Origin of the sequence: Microcoleus sp. LEGE 07076 (assembly GCF_015207455.1) — a bacterium.
Lineage (GTDB): Bacteria > Cyanobacteriota > Cyanobacteriia > Cyanobacteriales > Microcoleaceae > Microcoleus.
This window is the reverse complement of the sequence record NZ_JADEWV010000030.1, coordinates 1-21754: the sequence shown is the minus strand read 5'-3', so window position 1 is coordinate 21754 and position 21754 is coordinate 1. Positions and strand designations below refer to the sequence as shown.

Below are 21754 nucleotides of genomic sequence, written 5' to 3'. Positions count from 1 at the left end.
TTGGAGCTATGAGCGATCCAGCCAGTGAGACTAAAACCCTCGATCGGCACGAGTGCCGCGCCTGCGGCTACGTCTACGATCCGAAAAAGGGCAATCCTAAAATTGACATTGCTCCGGGGACGGCTTTTGAAGATTTGCCCCAAACTTGGGTCTGTCCCGTTTGCGCGGCGCGCAAGTCGATGTTTCAAAATGTCGGTCAGCAGGATGGGGTTTCGGGATTTAAGGCAAATCAGCGCTACGGTGTCGGTGTCAACGGCATGACCGAAGGTCAAAAAAGTTTGCTGATTTTTGGCGGCTTGGTCGTTGGTTTCTTGTTTTTACTTAGTATGTATGGTTTGCAGTAAGACGATTGTGAGATTTTGGCAACGAATTGTAATGTTATTGGCGGCTGCGCTCATCTGTACGAGTTGCAGCACGGTCGGTTCTGTGAGTTACAACCCTTGGCAGGTCATTTCTTTGCCGACATCGGCTAACTTGCAGGATATTGCCTTTACGGGCAATCCTCAGCACGGCTGGGTGGTCGGTTCAGAGACGACTCTGTTTGAAACGTCCGACGGCGGCACTAATTGGAAACCGATCGCTCTGGATATTGATGAGCCGCGGTCGCGTTTTTCGTCGGTCAGTTTTTCGGGTTCTGAAGGATGGATTGTCGGCCAGCCTTCGGTTTTGCTCCACACGGACGATGAGGGAAAATCTTGGACGCGGATTGCTTTGAGCTCTCAGTTACCGGGTTCTCCGAATACGATCGCAGCTTTGGGCCCGAATTCGGCCGAGATGACGACGGATGTGGGGGCGATTTACCGGACTTCTGACGGCGGCAAAAATTGGAAAGCTGTCGTTCAGGATTCCTTTGGGGTAGTTCGCAATATCAACCGTTCTGAAGACGGGAAATATGTTGCGGTATCCTCGAAGGGCAATTTCTACTCCGTGTGGAAACCCGGACAAGAAGCTTGGGAACCTCACAACCGCAACAGTTCTCGCCGCCTGCAAAATATGGGCTTTACCAAGGACGGGCGTTTGTGGATGCTCGCCCGTGGTGGTCAGATTCAGTTTAGCGACCCGTCCAATGCTGAAGGTTGGGGAAAACCGTTTTTTCCCGATCGCCAGGCGAGTTGGGGTTTGCTAGACATGGCTTACCGGACTGATAATGAAATTTGGGTGGCCGGCGGCGGCGGCAATTTGCTGTGCAGTTTAGATGGCGGGAAAACTTGGCAAAAAGACCGCGAAGTTGAGGATGTTCCCGCTAATTTTTACAAAATTGTGTTCATGGGCCCAGATCGCGGATTTGCGATCGGGGCGAACGGCACTCTACTTAAATATCAAGGTTCAGCGCAAGCTGCTTGATAATAGTAGAATAGTAAGAGAGATTGTCAGTCGATTTGTTGTTGAAAGGAGGATTCTACATGGCCGGTACAACTGGAGAACGTCCGTTTGGGGACATTATTACAAGCATCCGTTATTGGGTAATTCACAGCATCACCATTCCGGCTTTGTTTGTGGCTGGATGGCTGTTTGTGCAAACGGGTTTGGCTTACGATGCTTTCGGCACTCCTCGCCCCAACCAGTATTTCACAGAGCAGCGGGAAGAAGTGCCGATTATCTCGGATCGCTTTGAAGCCAAGAAACAAGTAGATCAGTTCATTGGCAAGTAATTTAAAACAAGGAGTTGGAAAAATGACTAGCAGAACGCCAAACAACGAGCCAATTTCGTATCCGATTTTTACGGTACGCTGGTTGGCCGTTCATACTTTAGGTGTCCCAACAATTTTCTTTTTGGGCGCGATCGCAGCAATGCAATTTATTCAACGATAGGAGTTTACAATGCCTGAGCGCGTTCCCAATCCCAACGAACAGCCTGTTGAGTTAAATCGGACTTCCCTTTATTTGGGTTTGTTAATGATTTTTACCCTGGGTATTTTGTTCTCCAGTTATTTCTTTAACTAACTGGTGTCTGAGTTTGCTTTCGAGAGTTCGATCTAATTTGTTTTGCTGTGAATTACTGAGGTGATGGCTATGTTTAGTGAAAGTGGCAGAATTCCTTTGTGGCTGGTAGCTACTGTCGCAGGCCTAGGTGTTCTGAGCATTGTGAGCCTTTTCTTCTACGGTGCTTATGCAGGTTTGGGTTCTTCGATGTAAGGAGAATCTGGCGTATTTGATAATTAAAGCCTCCCTTTTTTAAGGGGGGTTTTAATTATAAAAGAAGGAAGAAGGATGTTCGGCAACGGATTCGCTCGCGCGAGATGTAACGGATGTAACGGATGTAACGGATGGAAGTCGTCAAGCGTGAAGTCGGAAGAAGGAAAAGGGAAAAAAGATGAGGGAAGAAGGGATTTGAATTGCATCAATTTTGATCAAGGTGGTCAACCGCAGATTTAAGGCAGATAAACACAGATGCAACGCAGATAATTTCAAGATGATTTGGGAATGAGTGCAATTGCTCGTCTAATCAACCGGGCGCGAGTTGACGAATCACCCCAAAGTCGATCGCCACTAGCCCACCTCACCCCAAAAGCCATACAAGCCCTCGACTCCTGTCGTCAGTATCTCAAAATTTTAGACCCAACCACCGGCTTTTCGGGCAACGCTCTGATTCAATCTCCCAGATTCATCTGGAAGAGTAAATCTAAAATTATTCAATTTAAAATTATTCAGTCTAAAATCTAAAATCTAAAATCTAAAATAGCTAAAAGTGTGGGGCCGATCCTGAAAATAGCCAAAACTTGCGAGTAGAATGGTGCAAGAGCCGATCGCTCGATCGTAGTCCATAGCGAAATATGACCCCACCGCAGCCGCCCCGCAAACCTCAAACCGTCTTGGGTGCGATTACCCAAGCAGTCCAGACAATTGCCAAGGTTAATTTTAACCAGCTAGCGCTGAAACCGAATGCCAAAGTACCCGAACTGTGGGTACAAGATGCGGGTGCAGCTAAAGCTGAGGTTTATCCGCTATTGGGCGATCGATATTTGTTAGGTCGATCGTCCAAATCTTCAGATATTGTAGTTCGCAATCCCGTTGTCAGTCACGTACACCTATCCCTGTCGCGGGATACCAGGCGGCGGACTCCTTTTGTCATCAAAGATGAAGACTCAACCAACGGCATTTACTCCGGCAAAAGGCGAGTAAAAAGTATGTCCCTGCGTCACGGAGACGTGTTCACTTTAGGCCCGCCGGAACTCGCCGCCGCCGTCAGAATTCAGTACGTATATCCGCCGCCTTGGTACTTGGAACTGGTACGTTACAGCTTTTACGGAGTCAGCGGAATCACCGCTTTGATTGCCGTGTTGGTAGGCATGGAATCGACAAAATTTCAAGTGCGGCCTCTGCCGAGAAGTATCAACGGCCCGGTGATTGTTTACGCCCGCGACGGGCAAACTCCGCTGCGCCCTCCTCAGAATAACGCTCACTTAGAATTAAAGCGATTGCAAGATTTTTCGCCTTATTTATCCCAGGCGGTACTTGCTTCGGAAGACAGCCGCTACAATTGGCATTTGGGCGTAGATCCGATCGGGGTTTTGCGGGCGCTGTTGACCAATGTTCGTGGCGGAGGAATTCGCGAAGGCGGCAGCACAGTGACGCAGCAGTTAGCGAGGAGTTTGTTTCGAGATTATGTCGGAACTCAAGATTCGGGCGGACGCAAATTCCGGGAAGCAGTAGTTGCTTTGAAACTGGAAAATTTTTACAGCAAAGATGATTTGTTGCTGACTTATTTGAATCGCGTCTTTTTGGGAATTGACCTCTACGGTTTTGAGGATGCGTCTCGATTTTATTTTGCCAAGTCGGCGAAGGATTTGACTTTATCGGAGGCGGCGACTTTGGCGGGGATTTTGCCTGGGCCAAACAGTTTCAATCCGATTCAAAATTATCAGTTGGCGGTGCAGTACCGCGATCGGGTGATTGAACGGATGCGGGCAATGGGCTCGATTTCTCAGGAAGAAGCCGATCGCGCGAGGCGATCGCGAATTGATATCAATCCCAAAGCTCGCCAATATTTGCAAAGTACGATCGCTCCTTATTTCTACAGTTATGTATTTGACGAATTGGAGTTTTTGCTGGGAGAGCAGTTAGCCAGAGAAGGCAATTTTATTGTAGAAACAGGCTTGAATCCGGCGCTGCAAAAAGTAGCTGAAGCTTCACTCAAAAATGCCGTAGAAAATGCCGGAGCGAGTGCAGGTTTTTCTCAAGGAGCCGTGGTAACTCTCAATAGTGCAACCGGGGAAGTATTAGCATTAGTTGGGGGCGTAAGTTATTTGGAAAGTCAGTTTAATCGGGCTACCCAAGCTTTGAGACAGCCCGGTTCTACATTTAAGATTTTCACCTATACAGCCGCCCTCGAACGCGGAATACCGCCCACCAAAACTTATTCTTGCGAGCCGCTTTCCTGGGGCGGACAAAGTTACAGCGGCTGCGAAAGAACCAGCGGCAGTGCTGATATGTATCGGGGTTTAGCACAGTCGGAAAATGCAATTGCTTTGAGATTAGCACAAGATGTCGGTTTAGACAATGTATTGGGAATGGCTAGACGTTTAGGAATTACATCTGAACTGCGTTCTAACCCTGGTTTGGTGTTAGGTGAAAGTGAAGTTAACGTGTTGCAATTAACGGGTGCGTTCGGGGTTTTGGCGAACCGGGGTTTGGGCAACCGCCCCCACGTAATCAAGCGGATTATTGACAGCAGCGATTGCAAAGATCGAAATGATTTTAACAGTTGTCGGGTGATTTATGACTATCAAAAAGATAGCATTGCCAATCGCCAGTTAGTTCCTGAAGGCGTAGCGGATACGATGACTGATATGCTGCAAGGTGTGGTGCGGGGAGGTACGGGGAGCAGTGCTGCTTTGGGTTTGGGAGAAGCTGGAAAAACAGGCACGACTAATGATAATAGAGATTTGTGGTTTGTCGGTTATATTCCGAGTCAGCAACTGGTGACAGGGGTTTGGTTGGGAAATGATGATAATTCTCCGACTGCCGGAGGTAGTGCAAATGCTGCTCAGTTGTGGGGGGAATATATGCGGCAGGTTGCGCGTTAAATTAGTTGTCAGTTGTTAGTTGTTAGTTATACCAAATCCGGGTTTTGGATACTCTTGATGAACCAGTCGGCGCAGGCAGACTTTGTTTGACTTTATGGCGGTTTCAACCGCCGAATCATAAAGGAGGTATGTTACCAAGATGTCGATATATAGCGGTTCTCAAGCGTGGTGAGGTATGCCCAGTTTGGCCACGGAGGCCTATGCCCTATCCCGGATAGTACCTCATATGAGAGATTGAAAGGCTATACTTAAACACCTCGTACAGTCCTCTCTTCTGTAAGTTGCCAGATAAAAGGAGGCAGAGCCTCCGGATCTGCATTACCAGGCTCTTCCTGGTAACGAGCAGTCACTTAGGATTGCTATAACAACTAACAACTAACAACTGAGGGCCCGCACGCACCATCCACCGCCCCTAACAACTAACAACTAACAACTAACAACTAACAACTGACTAATGAAAGAGGTTAACTCAGGGATGCTTTTTTTAGGGCTTGGGTAGTTCGCCTCCAGAGCGATCGCACATATTTTCGTTGGTCGATCGCGTGGAGTACAATAAAGGCTAGGAAAGTATAAGCCATCCAGAAATGGATATTTCTTGCCAAATCTACAACCGCTGCATTTTTAGGAAAGATATCGGGTAAAGTTGCAACCCAAAAAAAAGGCACATTCCCGCTTTTGTAGGAATTAGAGAGGAAAAATCCGCTCAGGGGAACCGCTACCATAAACAAATAAATTGCCGCGTGCAGTAGAAAGGTGCGAATCCACTCACTGGTAAACTTCGGAAGGCGGCGCGTATACTTGCGCCACCACACCCGCTGCAAAATGAAAATCCGCCAAGTTAGCAGGGCCATTGTCAGCGCTCCAATCGATTTGTGCAAGCTGTAAGCGTTGCCTTGCAATGGTGTACTGTCTGGCATTTTTACCATCAAAAATCCCCCAACAAGCAGCAGCAAATAACAGGTTGCCATCACCGCGTGCATTGACCATAATTGCTTGAAAGCTGAATTTGCTCTAGGTTGGGGCTTTGTTGTTTGGGGAACTAATTCGGAACTCATCAAATACCTCCTAGACGCAGTTGCAACTTCATAAACTGGGCTGTTGATTCCTAGATTTGTGGTGGGGGGAGAGCAAATATTTCGTAGAAACCGGGTTTCTAGCCTCCGATGCCTAAGTCCGGAGTTTGATAAACAGGCCGACAGCCAGACAAGAGCGAGTGCAAATTGACGACATTTCCGATTACCGCGATCGCCGGTGCTGCAAATCCAGTCGCCTCAACTTGCTCTACAATTGTACCCAAAGTTCCGATCAATTCTTCTTGTTCGGGCCGCGTTCCCCAGCGCACTAATGCTACCGGGGTTTGGGTACTCAATTCGGCTGCTGTTAGCTGGTCGATAATGTGAGGCAAATTGTGGATTCCCATGTATACTACAATGGTTTCGGAGCCGCGGGCGATCGCCTGCCAATTTACTTCCGGCCGATATTTTCCCGCTGATTCGTGACCGGTGACAAAGGTGACAGATGAACTGTACGATCGGTGTGTCAGAGGAATTCCCGCATAGGCAGGCGCTGCAATCCCAGAAGTTACACCGGGAACCACTTCTACAGACACTCCAGCTTTTACCAACTCTTCCATTTCTTCGCCGCCTCGCCCGAAGATAAACGGATCGCCACCTTTGAGACGGACAACTATGGCATTATTTTGAGCTTTTTCGATCAATAACTGAGTTGTTTCGTCCTGCATTAACGAGTGGCGGCCTTTCCGTTTTCCAGCATCAATTCGTTCTGCTTGCGGGTTGATTGCTACCAAAATTTGAGGGCCGACTAAAGCGTCGTAAATCACCACATCCGCACACTCTAACAAAGCTTTTCCCTTCAAGGTCATCAAACCCGGATCTCCGGGCCCCGCACCTACTAAATACACTTTGCCTAAAGACATTTTTCTGGCTTCCTTTACCTCTGCTGTGCCTCTGCGGTTCATTTTTGAATTGAATTCCCAATTAAATCTGCTAATTCTACACTTGCGCCTAGAGGGTTTGCCAGATTAATTTCTGCCGCCGGAAATTGCTGCTTTAGCTGTGCGACATTTTTGGCGATCGCATCTGTAATGCCTCCATTAAATAAGAAGTATGGCACAATTCCTATTTGCTGCTGTCCACCGCGAACCAAATTCTCAATTTGTGTTTCCAAACTCGGCTTTACCGACCAATAAGCCGTCTCGACACCGAGTTTGCTGGCGATTTTCTCAACTGTCGAGTTACCTCCGGGACGGCGACTGCCGTGAGATAGTAAAATCCATTTTGGCAATAGCAAATTGGGAAGAAAAGCCACTTCTTGCATCTGACTTTTTAGCAATTTTGTTAAGCCCGCTTCTTGGCAACCTAAATGCGGGCGCAATTCAATTTTTAGTTGGGAACCAAAAGTTTTTTGGGCAGTTTCTACCTCTGCCGGTATGTCTTCGGCGACGTGAACTCCCGGCAATAAAAATACGGGCAGGATTTGCAATTGTGTCAGCCCCAGGGACAGGGTACGTTCGCCAAAACTGCAAATTTGTGCGTGCAGCGGGGCGGGGCCGAGTTCTAGGGTAGCGGTTGCTACTGCGGGGAAGTCGGCTAATTTTTGAGACAGCAGTTGACCGAGGTTTTCCAAAGCCCGTTGGGGTCTGGGGTCCCGGCTGCCGTGAGATACTAATAAATAGGTCGATCGCAATTTCAATAGGGATTTGATGTTAATGTTCGATCGGGATGTTGAATAATTCTAACATCTGGGAGCCGAAACTCCTAAAAAAACATAATGCCGATATCCCCGACTTCTCTAAGAAATCGGGGATATTAAGTTGCTCAATCTTGCAATTAACCTTGGGGAGCGGGATCTGCGATATACTTGAAAGTAGGTTCAGAGTTCAAAGCAGTGGCTCCGTCTTTGCCATCGCTAGACAAGTTAAAGAACAAATCTACTGTTGAATCTGGCTTAATATTTCCGAACATCGGATCGGTAAGTTTGCCCATAGCTTGCAGAGCATTCATAAACATCTGAGTGTGAGAAATTTCGCGAGTCAGCAGAAAGTGCAGCGTCTTTTTGGTTCCTGCATCCGGCGCTAATTTAATCAATTCTTCGTAAGTTTGGCGAGCTCCTGCTTCCGCAGCAATGTTGGCGCGCAAATCGCGCACGACATCGCCGCCTTCGTTGATATAAGCAGCACTCCAAGCTTGACCTTGGCTGTCCAACAAGTGCGGGCCTACACCTCTGATAGCAAACAAAGTGCTTTTGTAAGCTTCTGTTTGGTCAACGTTTTTGGTATGAGCTTCGATCAGTTTGCCAACCATTTCTAAGTGGCTGAATTCTTCGATCGCAATATCTTGGAGCATATCTTTGATCTCTGCATTTTCACAGTGAAAAGACTGCACCCAGTATTGCAAAGCTGCTGTCAGTTCTCCGGTTGCTCCGCCAAACTGTTCGAGGAGCAATTGAGCAAAGCGGGGGTTGGCTTCGTCTACTGTCACCGCAGACATTAATTGTTTTTTGTGAAAAAACATGGATCGGTACCTCTGTATACTTCTGTTGTTAAAGTCGTGTGATTGCCGACTTATTCTGTGTTCGCCTTCTGAACCTATTGTGCGATAAGCGATCGCGCTGAACCTCGGTCGCTAGATACAGATAGCGGGACAAATTTCTCTGCTTTCAGGTAGAGTTTAAATTAAAATTTTTAATTACTTATCAGACCGAAAATTACAATTTAGCAGCAGCATTATTGTCGCACTCGCTTAATTTTGCTGACAGGGCATCGAGGTGCCGCAGCCACCGAAGACCGCCAACCCAACTGCGAGAGGGAAGGTGTCCGATTGGTGCTTGACGAGTAAATTTAATTTGTCGTGAAGCAGTAGCAGAGTTGTATGTAGGCCAGTTTACCCGATCGCAAAATCTGATATAATCTCCCTTGACGCTTTCGTAAATCTGCTTTTGGACGCTGAAGCCAAACCGAGCTTGACTGTAGTACAGCCAAAGTCGATCGACTGTTTGCAAATCCGGGCAAGCTAGCTGGTAAATTTGGCTGATTTCTAGCTGAGTTTCCGGTTCCAGCGAGAGAGACTCACACATCACTGTCCAAGTTTCGCGATCGGCTTCTTTCCACTTTTTGTTTGACAAAAAATCCCGCAGTTTGGTATAATCAACTCCCACCGCAGAAATGATTGTCGGTTCGAGATTTGAAGTAACAGATAAGGAAGAACTTGCAGCAGAATTGTTTGTCAAACAAAAAGCAGGATTTGTCGGAGAAATCGGAACATCAGGAGTTGGTGAGGCGTTGAAATTAGACGAATTATCGGGATTATTGAGAGTCGGAGCGATCGGCTTTTCGATCGCAACAAAATTTGGCTGGCGACTATCTAAAGCTGCATTGATATCTGCCAAAACTTCCTCAGCCAAAGGGTACCGCTGACTGAGATGAGTTTGCAGCAATCTATCTAAAACTTGACCTAATTTGCTGCTGATAATCGTGCCTTTTGGGAGAAAGTCGCGCCACCACCAGCACTCGCTGTGGCAGTCGTACATATCCAAAGGGGGAACTTGCGTCATCAGGCGAATGCAAGTAACACCTAAACTGTAAAGGTCGCTAGCAGGAAATACTTTGCCGCGCATTTGTTCGGGAGCTACGTAATCTTTACTGCCGATGAGCGTTGCCGAACGCAGTAAAGCTGAATCAGTCAGCAGTTTGGCAATCCCGAAATCGATCAATACGAATTTGTTGTCCGACTGGCGGCGGATAATATTTTCTGGTTTGATGTCGCGGTGAATAACACGTTTGTTGTGGATAAATTGGAGCACGGGCAATAAGTCTTGCAGCAGTTGCCAAATTTTATTTTCATTGTATACACCTTCCGATAATTCTTGTTTGAGATTCCTCCCTTCTATAAATTCTTGAACTAAATAAATATGCTTTTTTTGCTCAAAAAAAGCTAACAATTTGGGAATTTGCGAATGTTTTAAATCGTCTAAACGCACTGCTTCTAGGTGAAATAATTCAATGGCTTTTTTGATATTTTCTGGGTCTGGATCGTAAAAATGAAATTGCTTGACTGCACAGCGGGGTTGGGATGGGATGTCTTCATCAATTGCTAAGAAAGTTTTGCCAAATCCACCTCTACCTAATAGTTGAATCGGGCGATATCGCTGTCTTAGCAACAGGTTTGAGCCGCAGTTCAAGCACAGTTCTGCGGTGCTGGGGTTTTCGGGATTTTGACATTCTGGATTGAGACAGTAAGTCATATTGATTTTGGATTTGAGATTTTAGATTGCCTAGAAGACTTTTTTTAACGAACCGCGAAGACGCAAAGGGCGCAAAGGAAGAGGGAAGAGAGGGAGGGTTGACAAGTGATATCAATTCCGGTTGCACTCATACATGACTGTTGACTGTTTACGGGCGCGTCGAAAAACTGAATGGTTGAGTGTTGACTGTTGACTAGATTTTATGATTCCGATGCAACCAGAAACGATATGATGCAGTCCGAGATGTGTGTCTATTTTAATGTGCTGGGTCGAATCGGGACGCTGCTGGGGCGGGGGATATTTGCCGTTGGCGGAGCCCTCGCAGAGGATCGCCGAAACGGAAAATTGTGCTAAACTCTTGCTGTGCCTGGGATTTGAGGCACAGTATATCTGTCCGGTTCGGGGACTCTGAAAAAAAAAATCAAATTTTTTTGGCTTTACCTCTAGACATTTGCTGAAATACAGTGCTATACTTACAAAAGTTATGGCGAGTGTAGCCAAGTGGTTAAGGCAGTGGTTTGTGGTACCACCATTCGTGGGTTCAATTCCCATCATTCGCCCTTTTGATTCTAGACTTTTTGATGAGATCGCTGTAGGGTGTGCGCTGCACGCTTGAATCTTTTTTGGGATTTAGCGGTTGTGTCGGCATCATTTGTGTCCGCTTAACGTTAAAAGTAGTGCCGGTCTGCTCTTTGACGATTAGGCTCGATCCCCCCTAGCCCCCTTAATAAGGGGGGGACAAGAGCGTCATCAAAGTCCCCCTTATTAAGGGGGATGCGAGGGGGATCGAGACTAAGCGAAAAGCGAGATTTATCACGGGTTTCAGGCTCGTTGTTGACACCAATGTGTCGGCACAAGTTGCGATGTGCTAATCTAAAATCTCCAATCAAAAATCAGAAATCAAAATATGCGATCTTTAGTAGCAGAAGATTGGGGATATAAGTTTAGTGGCGATCGCACAATTAATAAGTTTATTCGGGATATAGAAGGAGAAGCTGCTTTAGCGAAATATTGCGATTGGGAATGCAGAGATCGTGCCCAACTTCTGATCTCGGAGATAGCTGGCGAATCTCACAGTCTTTTCTACGTGCGCCGCCAAAAGGTAAATGAAAGATTTTCTGAAGAAGAAATCTGGGAGTTGATTCTTGCTACGGATGGAGATAATTTTGAATTACCTCAATTGTTGCAAAAAACCGATCGCACTTTGCGATTGTTAGCAACTGTACGCACTGAAGACGGAATCGGCGGCCTAAAACTGCTGGATGCTGGTTTGGTGGCGCTTCCCAGAGGCAGAAAAGATGGCTATGTTTTGCCGGTTCAGTTGCGACTTTTGCCTAAAAGTCGCTCGCCAATTCCTGCAAAGTCGATCGCCCGCGTCCAACAAATACCGTTTTGGGACGACAGACACATACCGACTACCGAACAATTAAAAGTTTGGCACACTTTCTTAAATGTTGAAAAACGCATCGCCGAAGCGCGTCAATTTTGCGTAGTTTTCAGAGTTCACAATTACGGTTCAAACTTCAAAACCGTCACTTTTGAAATCGATCGCAATTCGGCAACTCTTGACGGCTACGAGGAAAATCCCTTAGAATTGGGCGACTTTCGCGACAGACTGAAAAAAGCCAAAAATGAAGAAATTATCTTGTTTGATTCGCCGCCCGGAAGCAGAAGTTCGCGCGATGGGGAGACTTTGGGAAGGATCGCTGAAATTGACTTCGATCTCGGTAAATTGCGAATTGAGATAGATTTTGATTTAGCAATTCGCTTGGCGGGCGACAGATATCAACTACCCAAACAAGGCTTTTTGTATTTTGAGGCTGCGGGCGATATCAGCCAGATAGAACGCAAGAAAAAAGCTTTAAAAATGCTGACTGACGGGCGCGCTCAAAATCCCTATTTGAGCGATTTTTTATTCGACTCTTCCCAGGCGAGAATTCCCGATAAATTGATTAAGTTGGATCGCAAAGATTTGTTGAATCGCAATGCAAATGATGACCAGTTCGCCGCCGTAGAAATGGTGCTTTCGGCGCGGGATTTGATTTTGATTCAAGGCCCGCCGGGAACAGGAAAAACGACGGTGATTGCGGAGATTTGCTATCAGATTGCTCGTCAGGGCGGGAAAACGCTGATTGCTTCGCAAGCAAATTTGGCGGTTGATAATGCTTTGAGTCGGTTGGTTCACAATCCGGCGATTCGGGCTTTGCGGAAAGGAAAAGCTCATAAGGTGCAGGAAGAGGGCCAGCCTTTTTTGGAGGAAAATGCGATCGGCACTTGGCTGCAAAATACGGCGGCTGATTGCGAACAAAAGCTCTTGCAGCGCCAGATTAATGTCACATCTTTGCGACAGTTGCTGGCTCAATCGCAGCGATTTGCTGCCTACTTTGTCGCCGAACAAGCTTTTTTCAAGCAACTCAAACATCTGCACGAAACCCGGGCAAATCTTGAGGAAAAGTTGAGCGAAGTTACAGCCGATTATCAAAAAAAAGTAACGGAAAAAAGCGAAGCTGAATCAGTTTTTGCTGGGCTAAATAATCTCCTGGCTGCGCCGGAAGTTGAGTGGGAATCTTCGGAAGTTGCCGAGTTTATGCCGAAACTCAAACCTTATTCTGAAGGTAATGTTTTAGTAGAAAATTTTATGGCAAATGTGCGGATTTGCGTCAATCACGCTATTCAAATTGGCTGGGATCGCCCTATGTGCGGCGCGTTTGGAATTGCGGTTTGGTTGCGGGAAACTGTAGCAGCGCAAATATTGGAATTTAAGACTGCTTTCGATCGCGCTGAGGAGGTTTGTCAGGCTATGTCAGCGGTTGCGGAGTCTTTGCGGGTGTCGCGGCAGTTGTCGGATGCGGTGAATCAGCTACAGTTGGGCGATCTGCAAAATCAGACGCATCGCCACAATCTCGAACAGAAAATTAAGAATTTGGAACTGCGAAAAGCCGAAATTGCCGCCGTTGTCGTCAGCGTTGCAGAGTGGATTGAGACAGCAGATGCAACACTTGATACAGTTGTGAAATCTTGCTGCGAAACCGGCGCGATGCTGACTGATGAAATGGTAGAATTACCCCCAGGGCTGTTGAAAATTGCTCGATCGCTCAAATTGCCGATCGTGCCGCCCAAATGCAAAGTAAATTTGCCCGATTTGGAAAGGTTGCAAAAGGCGATATCCCACGAAGCCAATGGCGGTTTTAAGGACATACAGGGGCAGCAATTCCGGTTTAGCGAGTTTTTGCACCTAAATTTGAATCAAACGCCGCTCGTGCTCGTTGCGGGCGATCGGGCGCAGTGGCAGCAACTAGCCAAAGAGTTCGCCAGCTACAACCAAGTCAGCCCGAGTCAGCGCAAATTTATCATCGAAAAAGCTGTCACTTTCTTAGGATCAATTCAACAATTTTACAGTGAATCCTTGCAGCCAAATCAAATTCAGGCAACTTGCGATCGTCTAGTCAAAGAATTGCTGCACAGCATCCTCGCCAACGCCCGCCAGTGCATACTTCCCCTCAAAACCGAAACCGAACAACAACTGATCAAACAGCAACAGTTATTAGATAAAATCGGTCAAACCTTAAATCAGCAGCAAATATCCGCCGTCCAAATTCAGGTAGAAACAGCGCAGCAAGAGGCGAACTTAAAAATTAGCGAAGTTACTAATTTGTTGCAAGCAATTGTCGCCCAGCCAAACCTACCGGAAAAGTTGCAAATTTTAGCCGAACAATATCTCGCCCAAAAATCCAATATTTGGGAGAATCCGCAGCATTTTGTCAAGCAAGTTGAGGCTGGGAAAATCAGCGCAATTCAGCTTGAAAAATCTATTGCTGACTTAGATCCTTTCGGAGTTTTGGAGAATATCAAAAGTTGTATTGACGAGCATTTATCCCCCCTGCAAATCGCCGCCGCAAGTTTGGAGCAGCAACTCGCACAACTCCAAACAGAATTGAGCGAAATTACCGCTCAACTGCAACAACAGCAACCAACAGCAGAGTTAATTGTTGAGAGAAATTGGTGGGAGTCAGAATGGCAAACTATCCCGGAAAAATACAAACCAGAAGTTCCAACTACCGGATTGTTTGCTGTGGAATTTTTACGCAAAATTAAGCGTCTCTTTACTAATTGGCAGCGGGAATTAGAACGAGAAGAAATCGCCCTAAACCGTTCCCAAAACTTAGTAAAAGATTGGATTGCAAAACTCCGCAATCCATCGGAAAAAGACCGCAGCGATTTAAAACAAATTTATATTGACAATGCCAACGTCATCGGCATTACCTGCGTGCAAGCTGCGAGTTTTGATTTTAGCAAAAACTTTCCCAGCTTTGATGCAGTCATAGTTGACGAAGTTAGTAAATGCACTCCGCCAGAGTTATTAATTCCGGCTTTGAAAGGCAGAAAATTAGTATTGGTGGGCGATCACAGGCAGTTGCCGCCGATGTTCGATCGAAGTACGATCGACGATATCGCCGAAGATATCGGTTGTACTGGAGACGAACTTAGCTTTATCAAAGAATCGCTGTTTAAAGTATTGTTTGAAAGTGCCAGCGACGGCATCAAGAAAATGCTGACAACTCAATACCGAATGCACCCGCAAATCATGGGCGCAATCAATCAGTTTTACCAGCAAAAACTCAACTGCGGCATTCAGGAAGCCGACACGAGACGCGCTCACAATCTAGAAGGTAAAATCATTCAAAAAAACAATCATATCCTGTGGGTAAAAACGCCAGTGGGACAAGGGTTTGAGGAGGAAAAACAGGGTACTTCGAGGCTGAATGTCAAGGAGATTGATGCGATCGAGCTTTTGTGCGAACAGATGGAAACCGCTTGGCGGCCTAAAATATTAGAGGGTGAACCGCCGAAGGAAATCGGAATCATTACTTTTTACGGCGCACAATTGAACGCAATTAAAGACAGAATAGAAGCCGAAAAATTTCCTTCTTTGAGCATTCGCACTGGTACGGTTGACATATTTCAAGGCATGGAAAGACCTGTGATTATTGTCAGCACGGTGTGCAATAATATTAGGGGCGATATTGGATTTGCTAAGGAACCAGAACGGGTCAACGTGGCATTTTCTCGCGCTCAAGAATTGCTGGTAGTTGTCGGCTGTCACGATTTATTTACCCAACAAACAGGTACGGTGGGAAAAATGTATCAGGAAGTTTCAAAAACGGTGCGTCACTGCGGAGGTTTTGTAGATGTTTCTAGTGTCCTCAACTAAACCAATTGACTCGAATTTAACTTCGCTAGCCGCACAAATTGAGCAACAAAATCCGAGTTTGTCGGTGTTGGGGGCGCGTCAATTGAGCTTTGCTATCCGCCAAACTCCGCTGGAGGTGACGGTTAGCGAACCGCGCGAGTTTAATGTGTTGGAGGAGTTTATTTTGCGGGCTGGTGTTGAGTTCGAGCCGGCGCCAACTTTGCAGGAATTGGCGGATTTGCTGGGGTTGGATCTGGTTTTTGTGAAGACTGCGGCGGCGAATTTGGTTGGTTTGGAGGTTTTGGAGGTGGCGGATAATGGTAAAATTGCGTTAGCGAAGCCCTCGAAGAGGATCGCCCCTTCAGGTCAAGATTTTTGCGAAAAAGGTATGGTTAGCCGATCGCACATTCAATCAATTTACGCGATTTCCGATCCTTTAAATCAAACTCTTACATTCAACTTCGATCCTCTACCCGCAGCATCTGTCAACTTACCAGATTTAGTAGATTTTGGATCGCTGGACTTTAAAATTACCGACCTTGCGGATTTAAGCCTAGCAGAAATCCAGCCCTTAATCCAAGCATCCGGTTTAGGAATTCATGTCCCAGAAAACGGCAAAACAGTCACAAAATGCGATGTAGTTGGCGACGATTTAGATATTTGGCAAACAGTATCAGTTTTTATGTTATTAGATGCGATCGAAGATCGAACGACTATTCAAGTCCGACAGGGAAAACAAATATTAGAAACAGCCTCAAAGTTCCTCAACGAACTCGCATCCCAGCAAAAACTTTCCTTAAATAACTTGTGCAAATTAACCGAACAAATCGCACAGCCAGAGTCAGAAACAATCGCAGTTAAAAAAACTCCCAAAAAGCCACCTACAGCAGCAGGGAGAAAGCAGAAGGAAGCCGGAAAAAAGCAGAAGCAATAAAATTGGTATGATTTTCGGTAATTTACCGAACACCGTATTATTAGCAGAATCATCGGGAGTAAAACGATTGCCAATTTCGTTAACAGAGGAAGCCACACCACAATAACCCGACATTTGATTGATAATCGCAGCAGCCCAATGATTCTGAATGTCTGAAAAAGTTTTAGGCGGCTCTTTCGCCAATAAATTTGGCTGCATTCCCCTGGCCAACAAACCAAATTCCGCCGCTCTTCGCAGCACCGCCATCAATTCAGCGCGAGTCACAGGCTGCGTAGGTTTAAAAGTTCCATCTGTGTAACCGCTGACGATCTTATTGTCTCGTGCAAATAGAATTTTTCCTGCACTCCAGCGCGAGCTATCAACATCGCTGTAGGGACGGGTAGAAACAATGCTAGGAAATGTGATATTAGCACCTTGTATTCCTTTCAACGATTCCAATACTAAAGATACCAATTGCTCTCTGGTAACAGCTATTTGCGGTCGAAAAGTGTTGTCTTGAGCAAAACCCGCTACAAATCCCAGCGCCACAGCTTCTTTAATTTCGGAAGCGTAGATATCGGTTGCAATATCTGTGAATGTATTGCCGCCAGTATTGCCGCCAGTATTGCCGCCAGTATTGCCGCCGTTATTTCCGCCGTTATTTCCGCCGTTATTTCCAGTTTCTCCCGGCGCGGTTTGACTGGTTGTGAAATAAAAATGACCCAATACTTTGCCTTGATAAGCTCTTTTACTAAATCGCCAGCCCGGATCGAGAGTGATTTTCATAAATCCGTTAACATCGCCGTTTGTGCGACCGATAATTATCGGTTTAGCGTTGGGATCGAAGGGAGTTCCCATTAGTAGAATATTGCCGTCAATTTTTTCCAGACTCAGGCTATATTTTAATGCTAAATCGGTGCCGCCCATGCGAATAGAAAAGCCGTTGCTGTCTGTGGCGCGGCCACAAATGCCGGTGAAATCAAAATTAACTAATAAGGGATCGACTCTGACGGGATTGGAGCCGTTTTCGCTCCAGCATTGCCGTCTGTCTGTTACCTGCTCTACAATTAGCAATTGGTAGCCGCCGAAGGGGCGGGGTTGGGCGATCGCAACTACTCGCTCTTGGTTAATTTCGGTTTCGTCAAAAGTAAATGCTTTTGCTGGAGCGATCGCCAGAAGTGTTAAAATTGCTGAACCTGCCAGTGCGGCTGCTGTTCGTACCAGTGAATTTTTCATGGTTTTTCCCTATTTACCCCTTGTTTTGACCGGACATATTTAAATTTAAAAAGGTCGCGGTCTTCAAACAACAAGATAGAATTTTACCATCTCTTGTTCCGATCGTGCTAATTGCGATCGAACTTAGATTTTTTACCCGCAGCGGGTTTGTTTAAGCGGTCTGCAACGCCTGAAAGCTATTGGTGAAGCGATCGCATACAGGTTATTGATAGTTATCAACTATAGCACAATACCGTTGGGTTAAGGCTAAAACTCAACAAATCTATGTAGGTTGAACTTTCCCCAGAAGTGAACAGTTAAGCCCGATTCCTCCTGCGCCCCCTTTTTTAAGGAAGATTTAGGGGGATATCTCATAAAAAAAAATAGTATCAAAGTCTTTTTTTTTCAGGCAAATGCGAGGTGGAGCTACTATACAACCCATTTGACATCTTTGAGTTTTTGGGTTGGGTGACGAGAAATATAGAGAGAAACCCAGTTTCTGAGATTTACGCAGAATAGATATCAAATGGGTTCTCTAAAAAACAGTGCGTAACACTTGGTTGACGCACCCTCAAACAAACATTCAAAAAGAGCCTTTTCTGTCTAGCGGAACATACTGCTAACAGAACTATCTTCGTGAATCCGCCAAATAGTTTCGCCCAGCAAATTCGCCACCGAAAGCACAGTCAACTGCGGGAAACGGTGTTCTTCTGGTACAGGAATTGTATTCGTAACAATTACCTCTTCCAAGACTCCGCCAGACAAACGCTCGATCGCCGGATGCGAAAACACCGCATGAGTAGCGCAAGCATAAACCTGTCTCGCACCCTCGCGGCGCAACAATCTGGCACCCTCAGAAATCGTACCCGCAGTATCGATCATGTCGTCCACCAACACAGCAGTTTTGCCATCGACATCACCGATCAAGTTCATCACTTCTGCGACGTTGTGAGCTTGACGGCGCTTGTCAATAATTGCCAGGGGAGCATCGCCAAGCTTTTTGGCAAAAGCTCTGGCCCTAGCGACTCCGCCAACATCCGGCGAAACCACAACAATATCTGTCAATTGCTTGCTCGCCAGATAATCCAAAAGCACGGGCGAACCGTAAACATGATCGAAAGGAATGTCAAAATAACCTTGAATCTGAGCCGAGTGTAAATCCATCGCCAAAATGCGACCAGCCCCTGCTTCAGTAATCAAATTAGCCACTAATTTTGCAGTAATCGATTCTCTGCCGGCCGTTTTGCGGTCTGCCCTAGCATAGCCGTAGTAGGGAATGACGGCAGTAACTTGTCTTGCAGAAGCGCGGCGACAAGCATCAATCATGATTAATAATTCCATGAGGCGATCGTTCACCGGACAGCAAGTTGGCTGAATCAAGTAAACATCGCAACCCCGAATCGATTCTTGAATTTGAACGTAGAGTTCCCCATCCGCGAACCGCTTGCGAACCATCGGCCCCAAATCGATCCCCAGATAGCGAGCCACTTCTTGGGCGAGGGGGATATTAGCAGAACCGGAAAACAGTCGCAGACGGTCGTGGGCAGAAATCTGCGGCTCGGGAAGCGGAAGCGGTAAAGTAGCAGAACGGATCACAGCAGGCCTCTTGCAGGACGTTTATTCCACCGCTATCTTACCATCGGGAACTCGAAATATTCAGTCACTATTTTGATAGATTTAAGTTTCGGGCCGATCGGCCCGGTTGAGTGCCGGCGAACTGAATAAGAGTTGCAGAAGTATAGACAAGATTGCCTCAGTCTTTTTAATCAAATTTTCCGAGCCCGTCCTAACTATTTTTGCAAGAAGTCTTATGTCCCAGAAACCGGGTTTTTAGCAAGTTCTGTACGGACAGAAGTACGATCGCACGCCCCCTGCGTCTAAAAACTCTGGCGACAGCCAATTTTGGACTCTGACTCCATGGAGTGCAGCAGCCCAAAATTCGGTCAAAGGCCGAAGGCATCCGGGTTCAAGGCGATAAAAAGGCGATCGGCAGACAATAAACTTGAAAAATACCGTAAAAAAAGTTAAGAATCGGAAGCATACTCCTGATTGTTGATATTGGGCAAAGCAAGGTAGAAATCGATGAGCTTAAGAGAACGGATTGACGCAGAAATCAAAGCAGCCATGAAGTCCAAGGACAAAGTTCGCTTGGAAACAGTTCGGGGCATCAAGAAATTTATTCTCGAAAAAGAAGTCAGCCTGCGTCCCTCCGGACAAGAGACGCTGACAGAAGCTCAAGAATTGGAAATTTTGATGCAAATAGCCAAACAGCGCCGGGATTCGATCGAACAATACCGCAAAGGAGGCCGCGAAGATTTAGCGGCACAAGAAGAGGCGGAGTTGGCAATTGTTGAAGAGTATTTGCCGCCGCAAATGTCAGACGAAGAGGTGAGTCAAGTCGTTGACGAAGTAATTGCCTCGGTGGGCGCTACTTCGGCAAAAGAGATGGGCAAGGTGATGGGCAAGGCAATGCAGCAGCTTAAGGGCAAAGCAGACGGTAACAGAATTCAAGACATGGTGAAAGCAAAGCTTAGTCCTTAGTCCTTAGTCCTTTGCTCGTTACCAGGCTCTGCCTGGTAATGCAGATATGGAGGCTCTGCCTCCTTCGAGGAAGGCAACTTACAAGAGAGAGGACTGTAAGAGGTGTTTAAGTTATTAAGTTTTCGATCCTTAGTTCAGCAGTCAGCAGTCAGAAAGAAGAATGTAGGGGGTTATCCCCGCTGCGTTAAGCGAAGCTATCCCGAGCATGAATCGCCCCTCATTAAAATTTGCAAAAAAAACTGATTTATCAAATTTGCGTAAAAAAATGTAAAATGCTAACTTTGGTCGGGACTGGGAACTACAGACAGTGAAGTATGCTCAAGAGCATTATATACCTAGCATTATTAGGTCTGTGAGCGCTCGCCTATTTTTTAACAATTTCTACTTAAACTTATGCAGCCACCTATTGCTATTGGAACTGTCCTACAAAACCGTTACCGCTTGGTGAGTATTTTAGGTCAAGGGGGATTTGGCCGCACTTATTTAGTAGAAGACGAGGGGCGGTTTAAAGAACGCTGCGCCCTAAAGGAATTGATTCCTGTGCAAAGCGGGCCTTACGTTTTGGAAAAATCGAAAGAATTGTTTCAAAGAGAGGCGGCAATACTTTACCAAATTGCACACCCGCAAATTCCGCAGTTTCGGGCAATATTTGAAGAAAATCAACGTTTGTTTTTGGTGCAGGATTACGTGGAAGGGATGACTTACCGCGAACTGTTGCTCGATCGCACTTCCACAGGCCGCACCTTCAGTGAAGCCGAAGTCTTGGTATTTATCCGACAAATACTGCCGGTACTGGCTCACATCCACGCCCGTGGCATCATCCACCGCGACATCTCCCCTGAAAATATCATCCGCCGCGAAAATGACAAGTTGCCGGTGCTGATTGACTTTGGAGTGGTGAAAGAACTCGCTACCAAAGTCCAGTCTCCCGAAGGAACACCCCACGCAACAACTGTCGGTAAAATCGGCTACGCGCCGATGGAACAGTTGCAAAGCGGGCGGGCAACTGCCAGCAGCGACCTCTACGCTCTAGCTGTAACGACGATCGTGCTGCTGACGGGCAAAGAACCGCAGGAATTGCTGGATCAAAGAACGCTGCAGTGGAATTGGCAGCAACAAGCCCAGGCGAGCCCGGGCTTGGCGGCGGTACTAAATCGAATGTTAAATCGCTCTCCGGGCGATCGATATCAATCTGTCAGCGAAGTCGCCAAAGCACTCGACGGCCTAACGAATCCTCAGTCCAACCAGCCAACTGTACCGCCGGCACCAGCAGTAGTGCCGACAAACCCTTCGTTAATAGCAACAGTAGCCGTGGGTCGATCGCCCGAACCCGAACCCCTCGCCGGAAGTCCCCAGCCGCCAAACCGGATCGACCCGCTAATTGAGCCGGCTGGCGACTCTTTTTGGGAAAATCCCATCGCTGCGATCGGATTGCTAACAGGCTTAGTAATCTTGACGGGCTTCGGTTCCTGGGCATTAGTAGGCTCATTTCTCAACAAACCGACACCCAAACCGACTCCGACGCCACCACAAGTCATCAGCCCGACGCCGACACTAACTCCGATACCAAACCCACTACCGTTACCAACCCCAACCCTAGAACCG

General features: G+C 46.7%; 19 protein-coding genes and 1 tRNA gene. 13 read left to right on the top strand and 7 right to left on the bottom strand.

Going from position 1 to position 21754, the window contains the following annotated elements:
• Positions 1-8: 8 nt before the first annotated feature.
• From IQ270_RS07455 to IQ270_RS07420, 8 genes are all read left to right on the top strand, one after another.
• Positions 9-344: a rubredoxin gene (locus IQ270_RS07455; protein WP_193972605.1), complete on the top strand. Its 336-nt coding sequence runs from the start codon at positions 9-11 to the stop codon at positions 342-344.
• The gene (locus IQ270_RS07450) at positions 331-1344 is read left to right on the top strand and encodes a photosynthesis system II assembly factor Ycf48 (protein ID WP_193972604.1); all 1014 of its coding nucleotides are present in this window, start codon (positions 331-333) and stop codon (positions 1342-1344) included. The genes IQ270_RS07455 and IQ270_RS07450 overlap by 14 nt, the downstream gene beginning before the upstream one ends.
• A 59-nt stretch (positions 1345-1403) precedes the next feature.
• Positions 1404-1652 (top strand): cytochrome b559 subunit alpha, encoded by a 249-nt coding sequence (gene psbE / locus IQ270_RS07445; protein ID WP_193972603.1) that lies wholly within the window; start codon positions 1404-1406, stop codon positions 1650-1652.
• A 22-nt stretch (positions 1653-1674) separates the two neighbouring features.
• Positions 1675-1812 (top strand): cytochrome b559 subunit beta, encoded by a 138-nt coding sequence (gene psbF / locus IQ270_RS07440; protein WP_006635504.1) that lies wholly within the window; start codon positions 1675-1677, stop codon positions 1810-1812.
• A 9-nt stretch (positions 1813-1821) separates the two neighbouring features.
• Positions 1822-1944: a photosystem II reaction center protein L gene (locus IQ270_RS07435; protein ID WP_106146846.1), complete on the top strand. Its 123-nt coding sequence runs from the start codon at positions 1822-1824 to the stop codon at positions 1942-1944.
• A gap of 69 nt (positions 1945-2013) precedes the next feature.
• Complete coding sequence (locus IQ270_RS07430; RefSeq protein WP_006635506.1) at positions 2014-2136, top strand: photosystem II reaction center protein J; 123 nt, start codon at positions 2014-2016, stop codon at positions 2134-2136.
• A 288-nt stretch (positions 2137-2424) separates the two neighbouring features.
• Positions 2425-2664 carry a hypothetical protein gene (locus tag IQ270_RS07425; RefSeq protein WP_193972602.1) on the top strand — a complete coding sequence of 80 codons (240 nt, stop codon included), beginning with the start codon at positions 2425-2427 and terminating at the stop codon, positions 2662-2664.
• Between the two features lie 110 nt (positions 2665-2774).
• Positions 2775-5027: a transglycosylase domain-containing protein gene (locus IQ270_RS07420; protein ID WP_193972601.1), complete on the top strand. Its 2253-nt coding sequence runs from the start codon at positions 2775-2777 to the stop codon at positions 5025-5027.
• A gap of 464 nt (positions 5028-5491) precedes the next feature.
• Here the strand turns inward: IQ270_RS07420 and IQ270_RS07415 are convergent, their stop codons facing one another.
• The 5 genes from IQ270_RS07415 to IQ270_RS07395 form a co-directional block, all read right to left on the bottom strand.
• Entirely contained in the window at positions 5492-6082 is a 591-nt protein-coding gene (locus tag IQ270_RS07415; protein WP_193972600.1) for a cytochrome b, read from the bottom strand.
• 98 nt (positions 6083-6180) lie between these two features.
• Complete coding sequence (gene cobA / locus IQ270_RS07410; protein ID WP_193972599.1) at positions 6181-7005, bottom strand: uroporphyrinogen-III C-methyltransferase; 825 nt, start codon at positions 7003-7005, stop codon at positions 6181-6183.
• Entirely contained in the window at positions 7002-7733 is a 732-nt protein-coding gene (locus tag IQ270_RS07405) for a sirohydrochlorin chelatase (protein WP_228056142.1), read from the bottom strand. The genes cobA and IQ270_RS07405 overlap by 4 nt, the downstream gene beginning before the upstream one ends.
• A 143-nt stretch (positions 7734-7876) precedes the next feature.
• Positions 7877-8560, bottom strand: coding sequence for a manganese catalase family protein (locus IQ270_RS07400; RefSeq protein WP_193972597.1), 684 nt, complete (start codon positions 8558-8560; stop codon positions 7877-7879).
• A 193-nt stretch (positions 8561-8753) separates the two neighbouring features.
• Positions 8754-10289, bottom strand: coding sequence for a serine/threonine-protein kinase (locus IQ270_RS07395; protein ID WP_193972596.1), 1536 nt, complete (start codon positions 10287-10289; stop codon positions 8754-8756).
• Positions 10290-10776: 487 nt separating this feature from the next.
• On the opposite strand from IQ270_RS07395, the gene IQ270_RS07390 reads away from it, so the two are divergent.
• From IQ270_RS07390 to IQ270_RS07380, 3 genes are all read left to right on the top strand, one after another.
• A tRNA-His gene (locus tag IQ270_RS07390) sits at positions 10777-10849 on the top strand.
• A gap of 347 nt (positions 10850-11196) precedes the next feature.
• Positions 11197-15501: an AAA domain-containing protein gene (locus tag IQ270_RS07385; RefSeq protein WP_193972595.1), complete on the top strand. Its 4305-nt coding sequence runs from the start codon at positions 11197-11199 to the stop codon at positions 15499-15501.
• Positions 15479-16414: a hypothetical protein gene (locus tag IQ270_RS07380; RefSeq protein ID WP_193972594.1), complete on the top strand. Its 936-nt coding sequence runs from the start codon at positions 15479-15481 to the stop codon at positions 16412-16414. The genes IQ270_RS07385 and IQ270_RS07380 overlap by 23 nt, the downstream gene beginning before the upstream one ends.
• Here the strand turns inward: IQ270_RS07380 and IQ270_RS07375 are convergent.
• Positions 16322-17629, bottom strand: a complete 1308-nt coding sequence (locus IQ270_RS07375) for a DUF3747 domain-containing protein (RefSeq protein WP_193972593.1) — start codon at positions 17627-17629, stop codon at positions 16322-16324. The two genes, IQ270_RS07380 and IQ270_RS07375, sit on opposite strands and share 93 nt — an antisense overlap.
• A gap of 582 nt (positions 17630-18211) precedes the next feature.
• Positions 18212-19204 (bottom strand): ribose-phosphate pyrophosphokinase, encoded by a 993-nt coding sequence (locus IQ270_RS07370; RefSeq protein WP_193972592.1) that lies wholly within the window; start codon positions 19202-19204, stop codon positions 18212-18214.
• A 486-nt stretch (positions 19205-19690) separates the two neighbouring features.
• Between IQ270_RS07370 and IQ270_RS07365 the strand changes: the two genes are divergently transcribed.
• On the top strand, positions 19691-20149 hold the full coding sequence (locus IQ270_RS07365; RefSeq protein WP_193972591.1) for a GatB/YqeY domain-containing protein: 459 nt from the start codon (positions 19691-19693) through the stop codon (positions 20147-20149).
• A 393-nt stretch (positions 20150-20542) separates the two neighbouring features.
• Positions 20543-21754 (top strand): serine/threonine-protein kinase (locus tag IQ270_RS07360; protein WP_193972590.1); only part of this gene is annotated, 1212 nt, incomplete at its 3' end.

Coding starts and splice junctions, on each gene's coding strand:
- IQ270_RS07420 (WP_193972601.1), top strand. CDS start 2,775: ATGACCCCACCGCAGCCGCCCCGCAAACCTCAAACCGTCTTGGGTGCG.
- IQ270_RS07395 (WP_193972596.1), bottom strand. CDS start 10,289: ATGACTTACTGTCTCAATCCAGAATGTCAAAATCCCGAAAACCCCAGC.
- IQ270_RS07380 (WP_193972594.1), top strand. CDS start 15,479: ATGTTTCTAGTGTCCTCAACTAAACCAATTGACTCGAATTTAACTTCG.
- IQ270_RS07385 (WP_193972595.1), top strand. CDS start 11,197: ATGCGATCTTTAGTAGCAGAAGATTGGGGATATAAGTTTAGTGGCGAT.
- IQ270_RS07415 (WP_193972600.1), bottom strand. CDS start 6,082: ATGAGTTCCGAATTAGTTCCCCAAACAACAAAGCCCCAACCTAGAGCA.
- IQ270_RS07425 (WP_193972602.1), top strand. CDS start 2,425: ATGAGTGCAATTGCTCGTCTAATCAACCGGGCGCGAGTTGACGAATCA.
- psbE (WP_193972603.1), top strand. CDS start 1,404: ATGGCCGGTACAACTGGAGAACGTCCGTTTGGGGACATTATTACAAGC.
- IQ270_RS07400 (WP_193972597.1), bottom strand. CDS start 8,560: ATGTTTTTTCACAAAAAACAATTAATGTCTGCGGTGACAGTAGACGAA.
- psbF (WP_006635504.1), top strand. CDS start 1,675: ATGACTAGCAGAACGCCAAACAACGAGCCAATTTCGTATCCGATTTTT.
- IQ270_RS07455 (WP_193972605.1), top strand. CDS start 9: ATGAGCGATCCAGCCAGTGAGACTAAAACCCTCGATCGGCACGAGTGC.
- IQ270_RS07450 (WP_193972604.1), top strand. CDS start 331: ATGGTTTGCAGTAAGACGATTGTGAGATTTTGGCAACGAATTGTAATG.
- IQ270_RS07365 (WP_193972591.1), top strand. CDS start 19,691: ATGAGCTTAAGAGAACGGATTGACGCAGAAATCAAAGCAGCCATGAAG.
- cobA (WP_193972599.1), bottom strand. CDS start 7,005: ATGAACCGCAGAGGCACAGCAGAGGTAAAGGAAGCCAGAAAAATGTCT.
- IQ270_RS07430 (WP_006635506.1), top strand. CDS start 2,014: ATGTTTAGTGAAAGTGGCAGAATTCCTTTGTGGCTGGTAGCTACTGTC.
- IQ270_RS07435 (WP_106146846.1), top strand. CDS start 1,822: ATGCCTGAGCGCGTTCCCAATCCCAACGAACAGCCTGTTGAGTTAAAT.
- IQ270_RS07375 (WP_193972593.1), bottom strand. CDS start 17,629: ATGAAAAATTCACTGGTACGAACAGCAGCCGCACTGGCAGGTTCAGCA.